The 16130-nt window shown below is 72.7% G+C and carries 16 protein-coding genes, 2 pseudogenes and 1 riboswitch; of the genes and pseudogenes, 7 read left to right on the forward strand and 11 right to left on the reverse strand.

From position 1 onward, the window contains the following. Positions 1-162: 162 nt before the first annotated feature. The 3 genes from ACIOJE_RS22150 to ACIOJE_RS22160 all read right to left on the reverse strand — a co-directional run bounded on the left by ACIOJE_RS22150 (position 163) and on the right by ACIOJE_RS22160 (position 1637). On the reverse strand, positions 163-663 hold the full coding sequence (locus ACIOJE_RS22150; protein ID WP_280679158.1) for a hemerythrin domain-containing protein: 501 nt from the start codon (positions 661-663) through the stop codon (positions 163-165). 182 nt (positions 664-845) lie between these two features. Beyond that, positions 846-1169 carry a plasmid stabilization protein gene (locus tag ACIOJE_RS22155; protein WP_280679308.1) on the reverse strand — a complete coding sequence of 108 codons (324 nt, stop codon included), beginning with the start codon at positions 1167-1169 and terminating at the stop codon, positions 846-848. A gap of 111 nt (positions 1170-1280) precedes the next feature. Then, entirely contained in the window at positions 1281-1637 is a 357-nt protein-coding gene (locus tag ACIOJE_RS22160; protein WP_280679160.1) for an ATP-binding protein, read from the reverse strand. A 412-nt stretch (positions 1638-2049) separates the two neighbouring features. Here ACIOJE_RS22160 and ACIOJE_RS22165 point away from each other — a divergent pair, with 412 nt between their 5' ends. Further along, positions 2050-2391 (forward strand): hypothetical protein, encoded by a 342-nt coding sequence (locus ACIOJE_RS22165; RefSeq protein ID WP_280679162.1) that lies wholly within the window; start codon positions 2050-2052, stop codon positions 2389-2391. A 264-nt stretch (positions 2392-2655) separates the two neighbouring features. Here ACIOJE_RS22165 and ACIOJE_RS22170 read toward each other — a convergent pair whose 3' ends face one another. The 5 genes from ACIOJE_RS22170 to ACIOJE_RS22190 form a co-directional block, all read right to left on the reverse strand. Beyond that, a complete protein-coding gene (locus ACIOJE_RS22170) occupies positions 2656-2811 on the reverse strand; it encodes a DUF6131 family protein (protein ID WP_280679164.1) in 156 nt (51 codons plus the stop codon). Positions 2812-3122: 311 nt separating this feature from the next. Further along, positions 3123-3665, reverse strand: coding sequence for a DUF5133 domain-containing protein (locus ACIOJE_RS22175; protein ID WP_280679166.1), 543 nt, complete (start codon positions 3663-3665; stop codon positions 3123-3125). Next, positions 3662-4693, reverse strand: a complete 1032-nt coding sequence (locus ACIOJE_RS22180; RefSeq protein WP_280679168.1) for a zinc-binding alcohol dehydrogenase family protein — start codon at positions 4691-4693, stop codon at positions 3662-3664. The genes ACIOJE_RS22175 and ACIOJE_RS22180 overlap by 4 nt, the downstream gene beginning before the upstream one ends. A gap of 340 nt (positions 4694-5033) precedes the next feature. After that, a complete protein-coding gene (locus ACIOJE_RS22185) occupies positions 5034-5708 on the reverse strand; it encodes a pyridoxamine 5'-phosphate oxidase family protein (protein WP_280679169.1) in 675 nt (224 codons plus the stop codon). Between the two features lie 33 nt (positions 5709-5741). Next, a complete protein-coding gene (locus ACIOJE_RS22190) occupies positions 5742-6785 on the reverse strand; it encodes an alcohol dehydrogenase catalytic domain-containing protein (protein WP_400778109.1) in 1044 nt (347 codons plus the stop codon). Positions 6786-6967: 182 nt separating this feature from the next. On the opposite strand from ACIOJE_RS22190, the pseudogene ACIOJE_RS22195 reads away from it, so the two are divergent. The 4 genes and pseudogenes from ACIOJE_RS22195 to ACIOJE_RS22210 all read left to right on the forward strand — a co-directional run. Next, positions 6968-7253 (forward strand): annotated as a pseudogene (locus ACIOJE_RS22195) (histidine kinase); the annotation flags it as partial. 351 nt (positions 7254-7604) lie between these two features. Then, positions 7605-7850, forward strand: coding sequence for a DUF1918 domain-containing protein (locus ACIOJE_RS22200; protein ID WP_280679183.1), 246 nt, complete (start codon positions 7605-7607; stop codon positions 7848-7850). 342 nt (positions 7851-8192) lie between these two features. Further along, on the forward strand, positions 8193-8726 hold the full coding sequence (locus ACIOJE_RS22205; protein WP_400778114.1) for a flavodoxin family protein: 534 nt from the start codon (positions 8193-8195) through the stop codon (positions 8724-8726). Positions 8727-8942: 216 nt separating this feature from the next. Continuing rightward, positions 8943-9560 (forward strand): hypothetical protein, encoded by a 618-nt coding sequence (locus ACIOJE_RS22210; protein ID WP_400778117.1) that lies wholly within the window; start codon positions 8943-8945, stop codon positions 9558-9560. Positions 9561-9562: 2 nt separating this feature from the next. On the opposite strand, the gene ACIOJE_RS22215 is transcribed toward ACIOJE_RS22210, so the two are convergent. Beyond that, positions 9563-10717 (reverse strand): NAD(P) transhydrogenase subunit alpha, encoded by a 1155-nt coding sequence (locus tag ACIOJE_RS22215; protein WP_280679187.1) that lies wholly within the window; start codon positions 10715-10717, stop codon positions 9563-9565. Positions 10718-10845: 128 nt separating this feature from the next. On the opposite strand from ACIOJE_RS22215, the gene ACIOJE_RS22220 reads away from it, so the two are divergent. Together ACIOJE_RS22220 and ACIOJE_RS22225 are read left to right on the forward strand one after the other, a co-directional pair. After that, entirely contained in the window at positions 10846-14397 is a 3552-nt protein-coding gene (locus ACIOJE_RS22220; RefSeq protein ID WP_400778120.1) for a hydantoinase B/oxoprolinase family protein, read from the forward strand. A 98-nt stretch (positions 14398-14495) separates the two neighbouring features. Then, a complete protein-coding gene (locus ACIOJE_RS22225; RefSeq protein WP_400778123.1) occupies positions 14496-14978 on the forward strand; it encodes a nucleoside deaminase in 483 nt (160 codons plus the stop codon). Between the two features lie 99 nt (positions 14979-15077). On the opposite strand, the pseudogene ACIOJE_RS22230 reads toward ACIOJE_RS22225, so the two are convergent. Beyond that, positions 15078-15209 (reverse strand): annotated as a pseudogene (locus tag ACIOJE_RS22230) (amino acid permease); the annotation flags it as partial. A 232-nt stretch (positions 15210-15441) separates the two neighbouring features. Then, positions 15442-15645 carry a cold-shock protein gene (locus tag ACIOJE_RS22235; RefSeq protein ID WP_280679190.1) on the reverse strand — a complete coding sequence of 68 codons (204 nt, stop codon included), beginning with the start codon at positions 15643-15645 and terminating at the stop codon, positions 15442-15444. Positions 15646-15850: 205 nt separating this feature from the next. Continuing rightward, positions 15851-15973: riboswitch (TPP riboswitch) on the reverse strand. Positions 15974-16130: the final 157 nt, after the last annotated feature.

Consider the following 16130-nt stretch of genomic DNA (forward strand, 5'->3'; position numbering starts at 1 on the left):
ATGACGAGGTGGACCTGATGACTGACAGCACGGACCCGGGGACCGGCGCCGCCGGACGCCCGGCCGGCGGCCACCTGCTGTCTGGACCTCACGGGCGCGGCGCACCCGGTGGCCCAGGCGCGTAGCTTCGCCACGGAAACCCTGGCGGCATCGGCGACCGGCTCAGCCGAAGATCGCGTCGGCGGCCTTCCTGAGCGCGCTCGGCTGTTTGGGACGCCTCGGCGCGGTGGCCCGGACCTCGATCATGCGAGCGCCGATCCCTTGGAGTTCCTTGCGGCCCAGTGTCTCCCGCACCTGGGGGAACCAGTCGTGCTCCTCCTCCTCGATGTGGCGGCTGACCGCCTCGATGAGCACCGTCGTCTTGGCGTCGAACCGCTCGTCGTCGGGGCCCATCGTGTCCAGTTCGGCGCACAGGACATCAGCGACGTGGTGTTCCTCGAAGGACTCCAGGATGTTCCGCTCCAGCTCCGGGACGAGCTCGCGCACCATGGGGTACATGACCTCGTTCTCGATGTAGGTGTGGACGGTGAGGGCTTCGACGATCTTGTCGACCAGGTTGTGCTTGGTGGCTTTGGCGTCCTCGTCGGCGGCTTCGAAGGCCCGGAACAGCCGGCGGATTTCCTTGTGATCCTCCTTCAGGAGGACGATGGCGTCAGTGGACATGGAAAGCTCCTCTCCAGACTGGGTCGCGTGGGACCAGGACCGTCCCTCCGCGGTGCGGAGACCCGCGCGGATATCGCCAGACGCATCCCCCCGCCCAGGCGGGCGGGGACGCAGATGCCGTGTGGCGTCGGAGTGATGTCGGGGTCGGGAGGCACCGGAACCGTACCCGTGGTCACCCACTCCTATCGACCGAGGGCGCGTTCGAGTTGCTTCTTGTTCATCTTCGAACGGCCGTGGATGTTGCGCTGCCTGGCCTCGTTGTACAGCTGGTCGTACGTGGGGCCCTGGGCGCCGCTGTGCGAGCGCAGCCCGCCGCGCCGGGAGGAGGACATGTCCTTCACCGAGCTGCGGCTGGCGGTCTTCGACTCCCCGTGCCGGGCCCGCTCCTTGTTGACCGTGCGGGCCGCGATCTCCTCGGCGCGCTTCTGACTTTCACCGCGGTCCAAGGCGCTGTCCTTGATGTGCTCGTACTGCCGCTCCCTCTTCGGACTCGATCCGCGAGGCATGGTCACACCCTCCTGTCCTTGGACTGCCGCGTGTACCCCGCATCCGGGAAACGAACCCGGCACCCGGGCCGGGCAGGCCCGCTCGTCGAACCGACCGTGCGGGCCCTCGCGCTAGTCCCGTGCACCGGGGACGGAGAACTCGGCCCAGACAGCCTTCCCTGCCCGTCCGACGTCGGCGCCCCACCGAGTGGACAGTTCCTCGACGACGAACAGGCCGTAACCGCCCGGTCGCCCAGGGCTCGTCGGGCGCTGCACCGGCCGGACGGGGCTGCCGTCGGTGACCTCGATCCGCACGCTGCCGCCGCGCGCCGTCAGGCTGACCCGGCGTGGACCACGGGTGTGCAGGCGGGCGTTGGCGACCAACTCGCTGACCACCAACACGATGTCCTCCCGCACCGCGCCGCCAACGCCCCACGAAGCCAGCACCTCCTCAGCGAAGTGCCGGGCCACGGCGACGGGGTGCTGCACAGCGGACAAGTCAAGGCAGCGACCCCGCCCGCCGAGGCAGCCGTGGCGTGCTGGCCTGTCCATCGGGTTCACCCCCAAGTCGGCAGGTCCCGTGCTACTGGCGCGTGCCCGGCGACCGCCCCTTTCACACCCGCAGAGCGTGAGCCGCCGATCGCGTGCTCCCGGGGCGGATCGCCGAGTGCCTCCGAAGGAAGCCGGTGAGCAGCGAGCGGCTGCTACGACCCCCGACGGGCCCGGACGACGGCGCGCCCGGCCAACGCGCCGCCGTAGACGGCGCAGCCGACGCCGATCAGCCAGGACTGGACGATCAGCACCGTACCGACGGTCCCGATTCACCGGGAGCCGAGGTCCCCGCGCCACACCCGGCCGTCGTTCCCGGGCGAGCGGCGTCGGGCGGACGTAGGTTGCGGACATGACCAGTGACGAGATGATCCCGGCCGTGGGAGTGCGCCCGATGGACGAGGTGTTCGCCGCGATCGACACGGCCAACCGACGCCCCCGGCCCTGGACCGGCTTCGAGCACGGCGTACTGGGCGCCTACCGCTGGGCCGTCGGCGCCCAGATCGCGGCGCCCGTCACCGCCACCGCCGTGCCCGGCACCGCCGGACCGTGCCGCGCCCAGTTACTGGCCGAGTGCCAGGCCGCCGGCGTCGGCCTCCGGCAGGCCCTGACACGAGGGGCGGACCACGTGTACGTCCTCGGCGCCCACCAGGCACTGGCCTGGATCTGCGGGATCCACGAGGACCGCCCCTGACCCGGCCCCGGCCCGTCCGGGATTCCCGGAACCGGCTGCCCGTTCTCGGGCCGTGATCCGACGACCGCACCCGCGACCTGCGAAAAACGGCACAGCGGCCCTCAGCGCGCCGTACTCGGATGAGAATCCGACGTCGCTGAAGGCCGTCTCTCCGGTGGCCGTCGCAGGTTTCCTTGCCCGTCGCTGCAGGGAACTCGCCGTGCGCCCCGAGGCCGCCGACGCTTCACGTGCCCGTCCCGCGCCGATGCGGCGCAGCCGGGCGGTTCAGTAGTAGTGGCGGCGTCCGCCGATGGCATGCCCGAGGGAACCGGCGATCCACAGGACCAGGCCGATGACGAGCAGCACGATGCCGATGGTCCACAGGATCGAGATGCCGGTGACGAAGCCGATGATGAGCAGGATGACGCCGAGGGCGATCACGGAGGCCTCCCGGGTTGATGAGGGAACGGTACGGGTGTCGGGACGGCCCGCACGGCGGTTCACCGGTCAGGGCCTGTCCACAACCCCCGCGTCTACCACCGCACCGGCCGGGCAAACCGGTCTGCCGGCCGCTGTTCGTGCCCGCCCTGCGGATCCGCCGCAACCCCTACCCACGGTGGCGACCGCCCCGCCGGCTGTCCGGCGGGGCGGCGCGCGGCGCGGACAGGAGGAGCCGGGCCAGCTCCCGGCCGAGGTTCACCCCGATGGCGAGGGCCATCGCCGTGGCGACAGTTGGGGGCCTACTCGCAGCTTCAGTGAGTACCCACGAGGGGCTGTTGCTCTGCCAGCAGTCTGCGAGCCTGTTCCAGGGCCTGCGCCGGATCGCGCAGGCCGATGTAGACGCAGATCGTGTAGTACACGTCGGCGAGCCGCCGCTCGGCCTCGGTCGTCGGGACTCGCGGGTCCCGGGTGAGCACGTCTGCCTCCGCCACCAGCCTGCGCAGAGCGGAAAAGTCGATCAATGACATCCAGACCCTGCCTTCCCGTACCCGCCCCGGCGCCGGCGCGCTCCTCCTGCCATGGTTCCCGCCGGCCGGGCCCGGCGCCACCGGGACCCCGACGTGGATGCGTCGGGCACCGGATGAGCAGCAGCGCCGCAAGGGCGGCGAGGCCGGCTTCGGCGCTGGAGAGATCGCCCTGGCTGACCGTCGTGCCGACCGTTCCTGCGCTCGGCCGCCCAGCGCTTCGACGAGGCGGTCGGCGGCGAACGCACGGCTGACCAGGGGCAGGGTGGAGTCGAGAACGTCCGGTTGGTCGCGGCGCGCGGTGGTCCGGCCACCGTCGGGCGCGTTCATGGAGTGAGGACGGCGACCCCGGTGACGCGGTCGGCGGCCAGATCGGCGAGTGCGTCCGGCGCTCGGTCCAGGGCGTAGCGCTGGACGTGGACGGTGGGGTGGTGCCGGGAGGTTTCGGCGAGGTAGGCGAGGCCGTCGGCGCGGGTGTTGGCGGTGACGCTGCGCAGGGTGCGCTCCTGGAAGAGGTGGCGTTGGTAGTTGAGGGAGGGGATGTCGGTCAGGTGGATCCCGGCCACGGCCAGGGTGCCGCCGCGGTCGAGTGCCGCGAGGGCGACGGGGACGAGGTCGCCGACGGGGGCGAAGAGGATCGCGGCGTCGAGCGGTTCGGGTGGAGCGTCGTAGGCGTCCGCGGCCGAGGCGGCGCCCAGGTCGAGGGCGAGCCGTCGGGCTTCGTCGGAGCGGGTGAGGACGTGGACCACGGCGCCCCGGGCGAGGGCGAGTTGGGCGGTGAGGTGGGCGGAGGCGCCGAAGCCGTAGAGGCCGAGGCGGCCGCCTGGGGGTAGTTCGGCGCGTTCCAGGGCGCGGTAGCCGATGATGCCGGCGCACAGTAGTGGCGCCAGTTCCTCGGCCGGTGGCCCTTCGGGCAGGTGGTAGGCGAAGCGGGCGTCGACCACCGCGTACCGGGCGTATCCGCCGTGGAGGTCCCAGCCGGTGTAGCGCGAGCGGGGGCAGAGGTTCTCCCGTCCGGCCCGGCAGTACCGGCACTGCCCGCAGGTGCCCGCGAGCCAGGCGGCACCGGCTCTGGCGCCGGGTGTGAAGTCCGTGACGTCGGGGCCGGTGCGCAGGACTCGGCCGACGATCTCGTGGCCGGGCGTGCAGCGCGGGACGCGTGGCTCCAGGTCCCCCTCGGCCAGGTGCAGGTCGGTGCGGCAGACTCCGCAGGCCTCCACTTCGAGGAGCAGTCCGTTCGGGCCGGTGTCGTCCAGCGGCCGTTCGACCAGACGAAGTGGGTTGTCGCCGATCGGAGAGGTGTGGTCCACGACCCATGCCGTGGTCGAGGTGGGCCAGCTGGGTGATGCGGTGGACATCGTCATCCCTTCGTCGGCGGCCGACCGTACGGTGGCAGGTCCGCCGGCGCCGGAGAACAGGGTGGTGCGGGTCGGCTCCTGCCACGCCCCTTCACTTCCAGCGTCAGGCCGAAGACGGGGCCGCGCCACGGGTCGGACGGCACGGTGCGACCGCCCCGGAGCCTGTTCCGTTCTCCCCGCCCCGGTGCGCGCCGAGGTCGTCGACATCCTCGCTGCGCCACCCGCACCGGCGAGGCCGGGGTCAGCGGCCCGCCGCCGTCGCCTCGTGTCCCGTACCGCCAGTGGTCGATCTTTGCCCGGACGTCCGCCAACCCGTGCCGTCCGCGACCTTGCGCTCCGCTCAGCCGGTGTCGATCCGACGGCCGGTGACCTTGTCCGGGCGGATCCGTACCCACAGCGGGCGGGAGCCGCCGGCCCAGGGTGTGGCGCCGGGCAGCGCCGCCAGCCGCTCCTGCTCGGCCGGGTCTCCGACGTGCTGCGCCTCGCCGAGGAGGAGCACGCTCCACCCCCGGCTCAGGTGGTCGTCGATGTGGTCCACCTGGAACGAGACCGGTGTGCCGTTCCCTGCTGCGGCGGCATCGTGAGCGGCCGTGCGGTAGACGATCGTTCCGGCGTCCACCGCGTAGTTGACCGGGAGGACGGCCGGTGCGGACCCGCCGGGCAGGCCGATCCGGCCGACACCGTGGGTGCCGATCAGCTCCCAGCACTGTGGTTCGGTGAGGTGGAGCAGCAGGGGGCGCGGGCCGGGGTCCGGCTGCCCCGGGGGAGCATCGGCGCGCCCCTCCAGCAGCTCGGACCAGGTCATCCGCAGTGCGGCGGCGATCCGGGCGAACCCGCCCGGATCGAAGGCCGGGCCGGCATCCAGCAGATGCCTCAGGTAGCGGGGCGCCATGGCCGCCTGATAGGCCAACATCTTTTCATCCAGGCCGAGTTGGTCGCGGCGTTCGACGATCCGGCGGGCCACCTCGGCAGGAACGGCTCGCCTGACGGCGTCGATATCGGGGCTGGTGTCCACGGTGTGCCTCCTCGGCTTGCCGGTGCCCGCGGGTCAGGTCCGGAAGAGCGCGACCTTGAGTGCTCCGGTGGCGGCCGCGTCGGCGAAGACGTCGTAGGCGTCCTGCATCTCGTCGAGGCCGAAGCGGTGGGTGACCAGCCCGGCGACGTCCAGTCGGCCGGCCGCCAGCAGGCCCAGTAGCAACGGGGTGCTGTTCGTGTCGACCAGACCGGTGGTGATGGTGATGTTCCGGGCCCAGAGGTCCTCCAGGTGGAGCACCGCCGACCTGCCGTGCACGCCCACGTTGGCGACCCGGCCGCCGGGGCGCACCAGGCGGGTGCACAGTTCGAAGGTCTCGGGCACGCCGACCGCCTCGATCGCGACGTCCACGCCGAGGCCGTCCGTGCTCAGCGACCGCGCGGATTCCGGGGTGACCTCGGCGGCGGTGAGCACGGCGTCGGCGCCGAAGCGCTTGGCGGCGTCGATTCGGCTCCGGGCGAGGTCGACGGCGAGGACGCGGGACGGGCTGTAGAGGCGGGCGGTGAGGATCGCGGCGAGCCCGATCGGCCCGGCGCCGACGATCACCACGGTGTCGCCCGGGCCGACCCTGCCGTTGCGGACGCCGACCTCGTACGAGGTGGGCAGGATGTCGGCGAGCAGCAAGGCGTCCTCGTCGCCGACGCCCTCGGGCAGCCTGTACAGGGAGGTGTCCGCGAAGGGGGTGCGGACGTACTCGGCCTGGCAGCCGTCGATCAGGTGGCCGAGGATCCAGCCGCCACCGCCCGTGCACTGGCCGTAGCTCGCGCCGCGGCAGTAGGCGCAGCGGCCGCAGGCGGAGATGCAGGAGACCAGGACGCGGTCGCCGGCCGTGACCGTGCGTACGCCCGGTCCGGTCTCGGTGACGGTGCCGACGGCCTCGTGGCCGAGGATCCGGCCCTGGGTGACCTCGGGGACGTCGCCCTTGAGGATGTGCAGGTCGGTGCCGCAGATGGTGACCGCGTCCACCCGGACAACGGCGTCCTCCGGGTCGCGGACCACCGGGTTCGGGACATCGCCCCAGGTACGGCGGCCGGGTCCGTGGTAGGTGAGCGCTTTCATGCCGCGATCACTCCTCGGGGAGTGGCGGAGCCGGGACGGTTCCGCTCGCCCTTCCAGCCTTGTGCGCGGCCACGCCCGGCGCCAGGGGGCCGGCGGGGTCCTCCGGCTGGGCCGATGGGCCCTCTTGCACCCGGCGCACCGGACCGTACGCACCTAGGCTGGTCAGTGGCGTCGGGCGAGCCGTGGAGGATCCCTTGGTCAGCGCATCGGAGAGTTCCGCCCCCGTGCCGAAGCTGCGGCTGGACGAACTCCTGGAGGAGCTGCAGGCCCGGCTGGACGCGGCCCGGGGCACCCGCGACCGGGTGCACAGCCTGTTGGAGGCGGTGCTGGCGGTCGGGCGCGACCTGGAGCTGGCTCAGGCCCTGCAGCACATCGTGGAGGCCGCGGTCACGCTGGTGGACGCGGAGTACGGCGCCCTGGGTGTGATCGGCGAGGACCAGCGGCTGTCCCGGTTCATCCCGGTCGGCGGCCTGCCCCGGCGTGTTGCGGCTGACCCCGAAGAACCGCATCCGGCGGCTCTCCTCGGACAACCCGTCGTTGTGCAGGTCCAGGACGGCCTGCCGGTCGTCCGGGCCGATCGGCCGGATCCCGACCGTCGTGCCGTCGGCCAGCAGGGCCTCGGCGGTGGTCTGCGGCGTGTGGACGGTGGGCATGGCGCAACTCCTCGGCCGTCGCGTTCTACCTCTCCAGCCTCCTCCCCCGCCCGGGGCCCGAGGCAGGGCCGACCGGCCCCTGCCCCGACCGGCCTTCGGTGGTCCCATGGAGGTACGGAAGACCGGGCACGGCCCGGCGCCCCCGCACCGCCCCAGGGAGGACGGCATGAAAGCCGCCGTCGGAGACCGCATCATCGTCCAGGGCACCCGACCGGGCGCGGCCCGGAGAGACGGCGAGATCGTCGGCCTGCACCACCCGGACGGCAGCCCGCCGTACGACGTGCACTGGTCGGACGACGACCGGGTGACCGAGTACTTCCCGGGCCCCGACGCCCGGATCCACCACTTCCAGCACGAGCACGGGAACGCGCCCGTGGCCGCACCGCCCCACCCGCACCTCTTCACCGACTGACAGCGGCGGGCTGGACGAATACGGGATCGACCGGTTGGTGCGGTCGGGGGCACCGATCGACGTCCTCGCGGTGGGACCGCCGGGCTCGGGGCCATGGGCCGGTCGGCCCGCGTGGCGAGTGCCGGGCCTGCCTAGCGTGGAGCAAGGGCCGGTCGCCGTCCCCGAGGAGGAGCCATGACGTCCGCGAGTTCCGAAGACCTGCGCCGTTCCGTCGTTCTCGGCCCGGTCGCCATCGTCCCGTAGGACTGATCCGGCCCACCCGGCGACCCGATCCGGGCCGAACGGCCCGCGCCCGGACGGTGTCCGCGGAGCGAACCTGAGGGGTGACGAAAGGTGCGGACCATGCACACCGTGATCGTGTACGAGAGCATGTACGGCAACACCCGCGAGATCGCCCGGGCGATCGCCGAGGGCGTCCACCAGGCCGACCCGGAGGCGGCCGTCGATTGCCTCCCGGTGGCCGAGGCCGGGCCCGACCAGACCCGGTCCGCGGACCTGCTGGTGGTGGGCGGCCCGACCCACCTGCACGGCATGTCCTCCGGGCTCAGCCGCCGGATGGCAGCCGCTGCCGAGGACCACCGGGAGGGCCGCGAGGAAGCCGCCGCCGAGGCCCACCGGGCCGCCCGGGGGCCGGGCCTGCGGTCCTGGTTCCACGACCTGCCCGAGACCGAATCCGGCACCTACGCCGCCGCGTTCGACACCCGCGTCGACACGCCCCGGGCGGGCGGCGCCGCCGAGGGCATCGCCCACCGGCTCTCCGGCCACCACTACGACGTGGTCGCCGAGCCCGAGGGCTTCCTCGTCGAGGGCGCCGACGGCCCGCTGCGCGCCGGCGAGCTCGACCGTGCCCGTGCCTGGGGCGCGGGCCTGGTCTGACCACGGCGGAACGACCACGCGGCACCGCACCGTCTGCGAGGTGACGGCCGCCCCGGTGCCCGTCCGCCTCGGCTCCTCGGGGCCGATCGGCCCCACCGCCGCGCACCACCGCGGGGCCAGGCCACGGCTGCCGTTGCCGTGAGCGTCCTGGCCGAGGCGGCCCCGCGACGACGGGGCGACACTGGTCGAGGGGGCTGGAGGACGGGAGTGCACGGGATGTCCGGCGGCGCAGACGGCGCGTACCGCGCCCTGATCGGCGAGTTGGCCGCTCTGGTACGGCTCGCGCACACCGCGCTGCGCGGCGCGACGGCCGTACTGGCCGATCCGGCGGGCGGCGGCAACGGGATTCCGGCCGCGGAGAAGGCCCTGGCCGAGCTGCGGTCCCGGATCGAGGAGGACGCCGCCGGAGCGCTCGGGGGGCGGGCCGGGGTCGTCGTCGGGGTCCACGTCGGCTGCGAGGTGGAGGCCCTCGGGCAATTGGTGCAGCGGCTGCTGGAGGCGGCCTGGGCGCGCCAGGGGCGGGAGCTGTTCGGTGAGCGCCCGCTGGCCTCGCTGCACGGCATCGCCGACGCTGCGCTGGGCCTGGTCGCACGGGCGGCCGACGCCCTGGAGTCCGGCGCGCCCAAGGGCGTGGCGGACGTGTTGAGCGAGCTGCACGAGGTCGGCCAACGGCAGCGGCTGCTGTACGAGCTGCTCCTCCGCGAAGCGGACGCGGACGCGGACCCGGTCGACACCGCCGATCTCGTCCTGCTGTCCTGCTGCTACCAGCAGTGCGCCGAGCACGGGGCCTCGATCGCCCGCCACGCGGTGCTGTTCTCCCCTGCGGCGTCCTGAACCTACGGCAGGCCCGCCACGGCGGTCGCCTCCAGCAACAGCCGCCTGGTGGGTTCGTGCCGCACCGTGCCCCGATCGGTCACCAGCATCGGCCCCAGAACGGGGTCGGCCGTGGGTGCTCCGCCCCGCAGCAGGCGGCCGAGCAGTGCGAGCACGTTGTGGGCGTACGCGCGCGACGCGGTCACGGGCACCTGGGCGGCGAGTTCCCCGGCACCGATCACGGTCACCCCGTCGCCGACCAGTGTCGTGGTGTCCGGGAGAATGCCCTCGATGTTGCCGCCCTCCGGGCCGACCGCCAGGTCCACCAGCACCGAGCCGGGCCGCATCCCTGCCACCACCGCCCTGTGCAGCAGTACCGGAGGTATCCGGTCGGGCAGTCCGAGGGTCGTCACCACGACGTCGTGGCATGCGGCGGCCCCGGCGAGCCCCGCCACCCACGCCGGGTGTTCCTGGTCGAGGGTCTCCCACAGCTCCCGGTCGTCCGCCACCGGGTGGAGGCCGGGAAGATCCAGCAGCCCTGTTCCCAGGGCGGTGACCGCCCCGCGCTCGCGGTGGCGCAGTTCGACCACGCTGACCTGCGCGCCCAGGCGGCGGGCGGTGTCGATCGCCTGCAGGCCCGGGTGGCCGGCACCGACCACCAGCACCCGGACCGGGTCGAACAGGCCGTCCGCCGCGCCCCAGGGCGGCAGGCAGCGGTCCAACCGAGTGGCGGCGAGCAGCACCGCCCGGTAACCGGCCACCCTGCTCTGGGAGGCCTCGGCGTCCAGCGGGTAGGCGGCGGGCAGGTCGGGTGCCAGGTCGAGTCCGATCGCCGTCACCCCGCGGTCGGCCCACTGCCGGACCAGGTACGGGATCCGGTGCGGGCGCAGCATCGCGGCCAGGACCTGTCCGGGGCGCAGCTCGCGTGCCGGGTCCACGGACGGCGGGTGGAGGCCGAGCAGCACGTCCGCGTGGTTCAGCAGTTCGGCGCGCCCGGCCACGGCGGCGCCCGCGGCGCGGTAGTCGGCGTCGTGGTGGCCGGCCGGGGCGCCGGCGCCGGGTTCGATCAGGACCGTCGCCCCGAGGCGTCCGACGGCCGGTACCAGCTCGGGCACGAGCGCCACCCGGCGCTCTCCCGGCACGGTCTCGCGGAGCACTCCCACCGTCGTGGTCGTCATCGCTGCCTCCGAAGTCGGCCCGAACGACCAGTATGTCCCGTTTGCCCGCCGACTTCGCTCGGTCGGATACTCGTGCGCGGGGCCACTCACGCGCGGGGCGCCGCACGGCACGGCGGAGGGAGCCGGTCATGACGTCCAGGGGCTGGCAGTTCTGGGTGGACCGGGGCGGAACCTTCACCGATGTGGCCGCGCTGGCCCCCGACGGCCGTCTGCTGACCCACAAGCTGCTCTCGCACGACCCGGCCCGCTACCGCGACCCCGCCGTGGCGGGGATCCGGGCGCTGCTGCCGCCCGGAGCGCGCATCGAGGCGGTCCGGATGGGCACCACGGTGGCCACCAACGCCCTGTTGGAACGCACCGGCGAGCCGACCGCACTGGTGATCACGCGAGGCTTCGCGGACGCGCTGCGGATCGGCTACCAGGACCGGCCGCAGATCTTCGCCCGCGAGATCGTCCTGCCCGAGCCGCTGTACGCCCGGGTGGTCGAGGTGGACGAGCGGGTCACCGCCGACGGCACGGTGCTGCGCCCGCCCGACCTCGACCGGCTCGCCGAGGACCTGCGCGGCTGCCTGCGCGACGGCATCCGGTCCGTCGCCGTGGTCTGCCTGCACAGCTACCTGCACCCCGCGCACGAGCAGGCGATCGGCCGCTTGGCCGCGCAACTCGGCTTCGCCCAGGTGTCGTTGTCCAGTGAGGCCAGCCCGCTGATGAAGCTGGTGCCGCGCGGGGACACCGCCGTGGTGGACGCCTACCTCTCCCCCGGCCTGCGGCGCTACGTCCGGCAGGTGGCCGAAGAACTGGCCGATGTCCGCCTGATGTTCATGCAGTCCAACGGCGGCCTGGCCGAGGCCGGGCACTTCCGGGGCAAGGACGCCATCCTCTCCGGCCCGGCCGGCGGCATCGTCGGCATGGTGCGGATGTCCCGACTGGCGGGCTACGAAAGGGTGATCGGATTCGACATGGGCGGCACGTCGACGGACGTCTCGCACTTCGCGGGCGAGTACGAGCGAGTGGTGACCACCCAGGTCGCCGGGGTGCGACTGCGGGCGCCGATGCTCGCCATCCACACCGTCGCGGCGGGCGGCGGATCGGTGCTGCGCTTCGACGGCGGGCGCCTCCAGGTCGGACCGGACTCGGCCGGGGCCGATCCCGGGCCCGCCTGCTACCGGCGCGGCGGGCCGCTCACCGTCACCGACGCCAACCTGCTGCTCGGCCGGATCCAGGCCGAGCACTTCCCACGCGTCTTCGGCCCGAACGGCGACCAGCCCCTCGACGTCGAACCGGCCGGACGTCAGTTCTCGGAACTGGCCGAGGGCATCGGGGGATTGTCACGGGAGGAGGTCGCCGAGGGCTTCCTGCGGATCGCGGTCGGCAACATCGCCAACGCCATCAAACGGATCTCCGTCCAGCAGGGCCACGACGTCACCCGTTACGCGCTGACCACCTTCGGCGGCGCGGGCGGCCAGCACGCCTGCGCGGTGGCGGAGGCGCTGGGCATCCGCACCGTGCTGGTCCCGCCGATGGCCGGGGTGCTCTCCGCCCTCGGGATCGGCCTGGCCGATACCACCGTCCTGCGTGAGCACGCCGTGGAACGGCCCTTGGCCGCCGAGGAGATGACCGCCCTCCGGGCACGCGCCGACGAGCTTGCGGCGGCCGCCACCGCCGAGCTGCTCGACCAGGGCACCCCGCCGGATCGGATCCGGCTGACATACCGGGCCCGGCTGCGCTACCAGGGCACCGACACCACCCTCACCATCCAGCTGGGCGAAGTCTCCGCGATGGCCGCCGAGTTCGAGGACCGACACCGGGCCACCTACTCCTTCCTCATGGACCGCCCGATCGTCGTCGAGGCCGTCGCCGTCGAAGGCACCGGCCTCTCCGAGCAGCCCGAACTCGACGCCCTCTCCCCCGTGCCCACGTCCACGGCCAAGCCCGTCGCCGTCCGCCTCTACGCCGGCGGGAGGTGGCGCCGCGTCCCGCTGTTGGAGCGCGAGTCGATGCGGCCGGAGTCCGTCGTGACCGGCCCGGCCGTGATCGCCGAGGTCAACGCCACTACCGTGGTGGACGACGGCTGGCGGGCGACCGTGGCGCCGGCCGGGCACCTGCTGGTCGAGCTGGTCGGGGGCCACACCGAGGAGACCCTGCCGACCGCCGCCGACCCCGTCCTGCTGGAGGTCTTCAACAACCTCTTCATGGCCATCGCCCAACAGATGGGCGCCCGACTGGAGTCCACCGCCCAGTCGGTCAACATCAAGGAGCGGCTGGACTTCTCCTGCGCCCTCTTCGACCCGGACGGCAACCTGGTCGCCAACGCCCCGCACATCCCGGTCCACCTCGGTTCGATGGGCACCACCGTCAAGGAGGTGATCCGTCGTCGGGGCCCGCGGCTGCGCCCCGGCGACACCTACGCCGTCAACGATCCGTACCACGGCGGCACCCATCTGCCCGACATCACCGTGGTGACCCCGGTCTTCGACCCGTCCGGCCGCGAGCCGCTGTTCTACGTCGCCTCCCGGGGCCACCATGCCGAGATCGGTGGCATCACCCCGGGCTCGATGCCCGCCACCAGCCGCGAGATCCACGAGGAGGGCGTGCTGTTCGACACCTGGCCGCTGGTGGTGGAAGGGCGGCTGCGCGAGGCGGAGACCGTACGGCTGCTCACCGAGGCGCCCCACCCGTCCCGCGACCCGGACACCAACCTCGCCGACCTGCGGGCTCAGATCGCCGCCAACCGCAAGGGCGTGGAGGAGGTGAACGCGATGATCGACCACTTCGGCCTCGACGTCGTCCAGGCCTACATGCGGCACGTCCAGGACAACGCCGAGCAGGCCGTGCGCCGAGCCATCGACGGCCTGACCGACGGCGCCTACCGCTACGAGACCGACTCCGGCGCCGTGATCGCCGTCTCGGTGCGCGTGGACCGCCAGGCCCGCAGCGCGACCATCGACTTCACCGGCACCTCGCCCCAGCTCGACAGCAACCTCAACGCACCGTCCGCCGTGGTCACCGCCGCCGTGCTGTACGTCTTCCGCACCTTGGTCGCCGAGGACATCCCGCTCAACGACGGCTGCCTGCGCCCGCTGCGGATCGTCGTGCCGCCCGGCTCGATGCTCGCCCCTGCCTACCCCGCCGCCGTCGCCGCCGGCAACGTCGAAACCTCCCAGGCCATCACGGGTGCCCTCTACGCCGCGCTCGGCGTCCAGGCCGAAGGGTCCGGCACGATGAACAACCTCAGCTTCGGCAACGCGCACCACCAGTACTACGAGACCATCGCCTCCGGCTCCGGCGCCGGCCCGGGCTTCCACGGCGCCGATGTCGTCCAGACCCACATGACCAACTCCCGCCTCACCGACCCCGAAGTCCTGGAGTGGCGCCTGCCCGTCCTCGTCGAGGAGTTCGCCGTCCGCCCCGGTAGCGGCGGAAAGGGCCGCTGGCACGGCGGCAACGGAGCAGTGCGCCGATTGCGCTTCCGCGAGCCCATGACGGTCAGTATCCTCTCCTGCCACCGCCGTGTGCCCCCGTACGGGCTGGCAGGCGGCTCCCCGGGTTCTCTCGGGGTCAACCGGATCCTGCACGCCGACGGCAGCACCGAGGTCCTGCCCGGCTGCGGCGTCGCCGACCTGACGGCCGGCGACGCGCTGGAGATCCGCACGCCCGGTGGGGGTGGATACGGCAGCTGACGGCCGCAGTGCCCGGTGGCCGGGCGCGGGTTCCTTCCCACCTCGCCGCCGTTATACGTTTAACCTCGCCAGTTGGCTCACCCCTGAGGAGTTACGTCATGGCCGATGACATCCGCACCCACCTGCTCGAGGCCATCGGGCTCGCGGCCGGCGCGCGCGAGCACGGCAACCACCCCTTCGGCGCGCTGCTGACCGGCCCGGACGGCAGCGTCCTGCTCACGGCCGAGAACACCGTGCTGACGGACCACGACGTCACCGGCCACGCGGAGATCAATCTGGTACGACTGGCCTCGCGCACCCTGGCCCCGGCCCAACTCGCCGGAGCCACCCTGTACACCAGCACCGAGCCGTGCGCGATGTGCGCCGGGGCGATCTACTGGAGCGGCATCCGGCGGGTCGTCTACGCCCTCGCCGCCACCGAACTGAACGACCTCGCGGGCGCGGACCCGGACGAGCCGCTGCTCGACCTGCCGTGCCGCCAGGTCTTCGCGGCCGGCGGCGGCACCGTCGAGGTGTCGGGCCCGCACCTGTACGACGAGGCAGCCGCCGTGCACGCGGGGTACTGGGAAATCACCGGCTGAAACCGTACGACGGCCTGTGGTCTGGGCGTTCACGGCGCGGACGGGCAGACGGTGCGGGCATCGCGACTATGCGAAGGTGCCCCGGCGCACCGCGTAGGCGACGGCGCCGACCGCCAGGACGGCCCGGTGCGGCACCTGGAACCGGGGGTGAATGGCCGCCGGCGCGTGCGGCAGGTGGCGGTCGCGGGCCATCGCGAGCGTCGTCCGGGAGACGCCGAGGATCAAGGCCACGAACTCGCTCGCGTACTGGACTGCGTGACAAGGCGGCTGGCCATCTACGCGGTCGAAGGAGCCGACACCGCCCGGTGCTCCTGAGGACACCTCAGGCACCGGCTCCTGGTCCGAAAGCGGGTCTTTCGCATGTCCGGGCACCGTCCAGGAAGCGGACAGCTCTCGTGCCGGAGCAGACGGCAAAGCGCCCCGCACGTGGATCCGTGCAGGGCGCCCGCTCGTTCACTGAAGGTCAGGCGGGGCGGATGTGCTCCGCCTGCGGGCCCTTCTGACCCTGCACGACATCGAAGGTCACCTTCTGACCCTCCTGGAGTTCACGGAAGCCCTGGGCGTCGATGTTCGAGTAGTGGGCGAACACGTCGGCCCCGCCGCCATCCTGCTCGATGAAGCCGAAGCCCTTCTCGGCGTTGAACCACTTCACAGTTCCGGTAGCCATGCGTTTCTCCTTCAAGGGAAACTGATCGGTCCCACAAGTGCGGGCCCGGAGGTGATCGCCCTGGTCCGGAGAGGCGCTGAACAGCAAGAGCGCCCACGGCATGTCACCGCGGGCGAGAACTTCGGAACCACGACTGCTTGATAAGAACGTTACTCCGCAGGGATTCACACGGCCAGCGAAACCGAGAAGGACACGCAGCGGACAAAAACCTGCAAGGTGGGCTCCCTTCGCCGGCATTGTCCGGATCAGGTGTTGGAGGTCGCCTTCCGGTCCCACAGACCTTCCGGCCTCTCAGCCCGACCGTCGACAAACAGCCTCGCGCGGAGCCTCCGCCCATCACCCGAGGCCCATCCGGTCGAACTCCCTCGCTCGCCCTGCAGGCCACTACCCACCATACTCCCGTCACTCCCGTCCCTGCCCGACACCAGGGCCGACCTGATCAGGGCCCATCATCGGCGGCGGTGTGGGCCCATCGGACCACGCCA

The sequence above is a fragment of the Kitasatospora sp. NPDC087861 genome (assembly GCF_044742585.1).
Classification (GTDB): domain Bacteria; phylum Actinomycetota; class Actinomycetes; order Streptomycetales; family Streptomycetaceae; genus Kitasatospora.

Coding starts and splice junctions, on each gene's coding strand:
- ACIOJE_RS22235 (WP_280679190.1), bottom strand. CDS start 15,645: ATGGCTACCGGAACTGTGAAGTGGTTCAACGCCGAGAAGGGCTTCGGC.
- ACIOJE_RS22220 (WP_400778120.1), top strand. CDS start 10,846: ATGACGTCCAGGGGCTGGCAGTTCTGGGTGGACCGGGGCGGAACCTTC.
- ACIOJE_RS22215 (WP_280679187.1), bottom strand. CDS start 10,717: ATGACGACCACGACGGTGGGAGTGCTCCGCGAGACCGTGCCGGGAGAG.
- ACIOJE_RS22155 (WP_280679308.1), bottom strand. CDS start 1,169: ATGCCTCGCGGATCGAGTCCGAAGAGGGAGCGGCAGTACGAGCACATC.
- ACIOJE_RS22175 (WP_280679166.1), bottom strand. CDS start 3,665: ATGAACGCGCCCGACGGTGGCCGGACCACCGCGCGCCGCGACCAACCG.
- ACIOJE_RS22150 (WP_280679158.1), bottom strand. CDS start 663: ATGTCCACTGACGCCATCGTCCTCCTGAAGGAGGATCACAAGGAAATC.
- ACIOJE_RS22180 (WP_280679168.1), bottom strand. CDS start 4,693: ATGTCCACCGCATCACCCAGCTGGCCCACCTCGACCACGGCATGGGTC.
- ACIOJE_RS22165 (WP_280679162.1), top strand. CDS start 2,050: ATGACCAGTGACGAGATGATCCCGGCCGTGGGAGTGCGCCCGATGGAC.
- ACIOJE_RS22225 (WP_400778123.1), top strand. CDS start 14,496: ATGGCCGATGACATCCGCACCCACCTGCTCGAGGCCATCGGGCTCGCG.
- ACIOJE_RS22205 (WP_400778114.1), top strand. CDS start 8,193: ATGCACACCGTGATCGTGTACGAGAGCATGTACGGCAACACCCGCGAG.
- ACIOJE_RS22200 (WP_280679183.1), top strand. CDS start 7,605: ATGAAAGCCGCCGTCGGAGACCGCATCATCGTCCAGGGCACCCGACCG.
- ACIOJE_RS22190 (WP_400778109.1), bottom strand. CDS start 6,785: ATGAAAGCGCTCACCTACCACGGACCCGGCCGCCGTACCTGGGGCGAT.
- ACIOJE_RS22210 (WP_400778117.1), top strand. CDS start 8,943: ATGTCCGGCGGCGCAGACGGCGCGTACCGCGCCCTGATCGGCGAGTTG.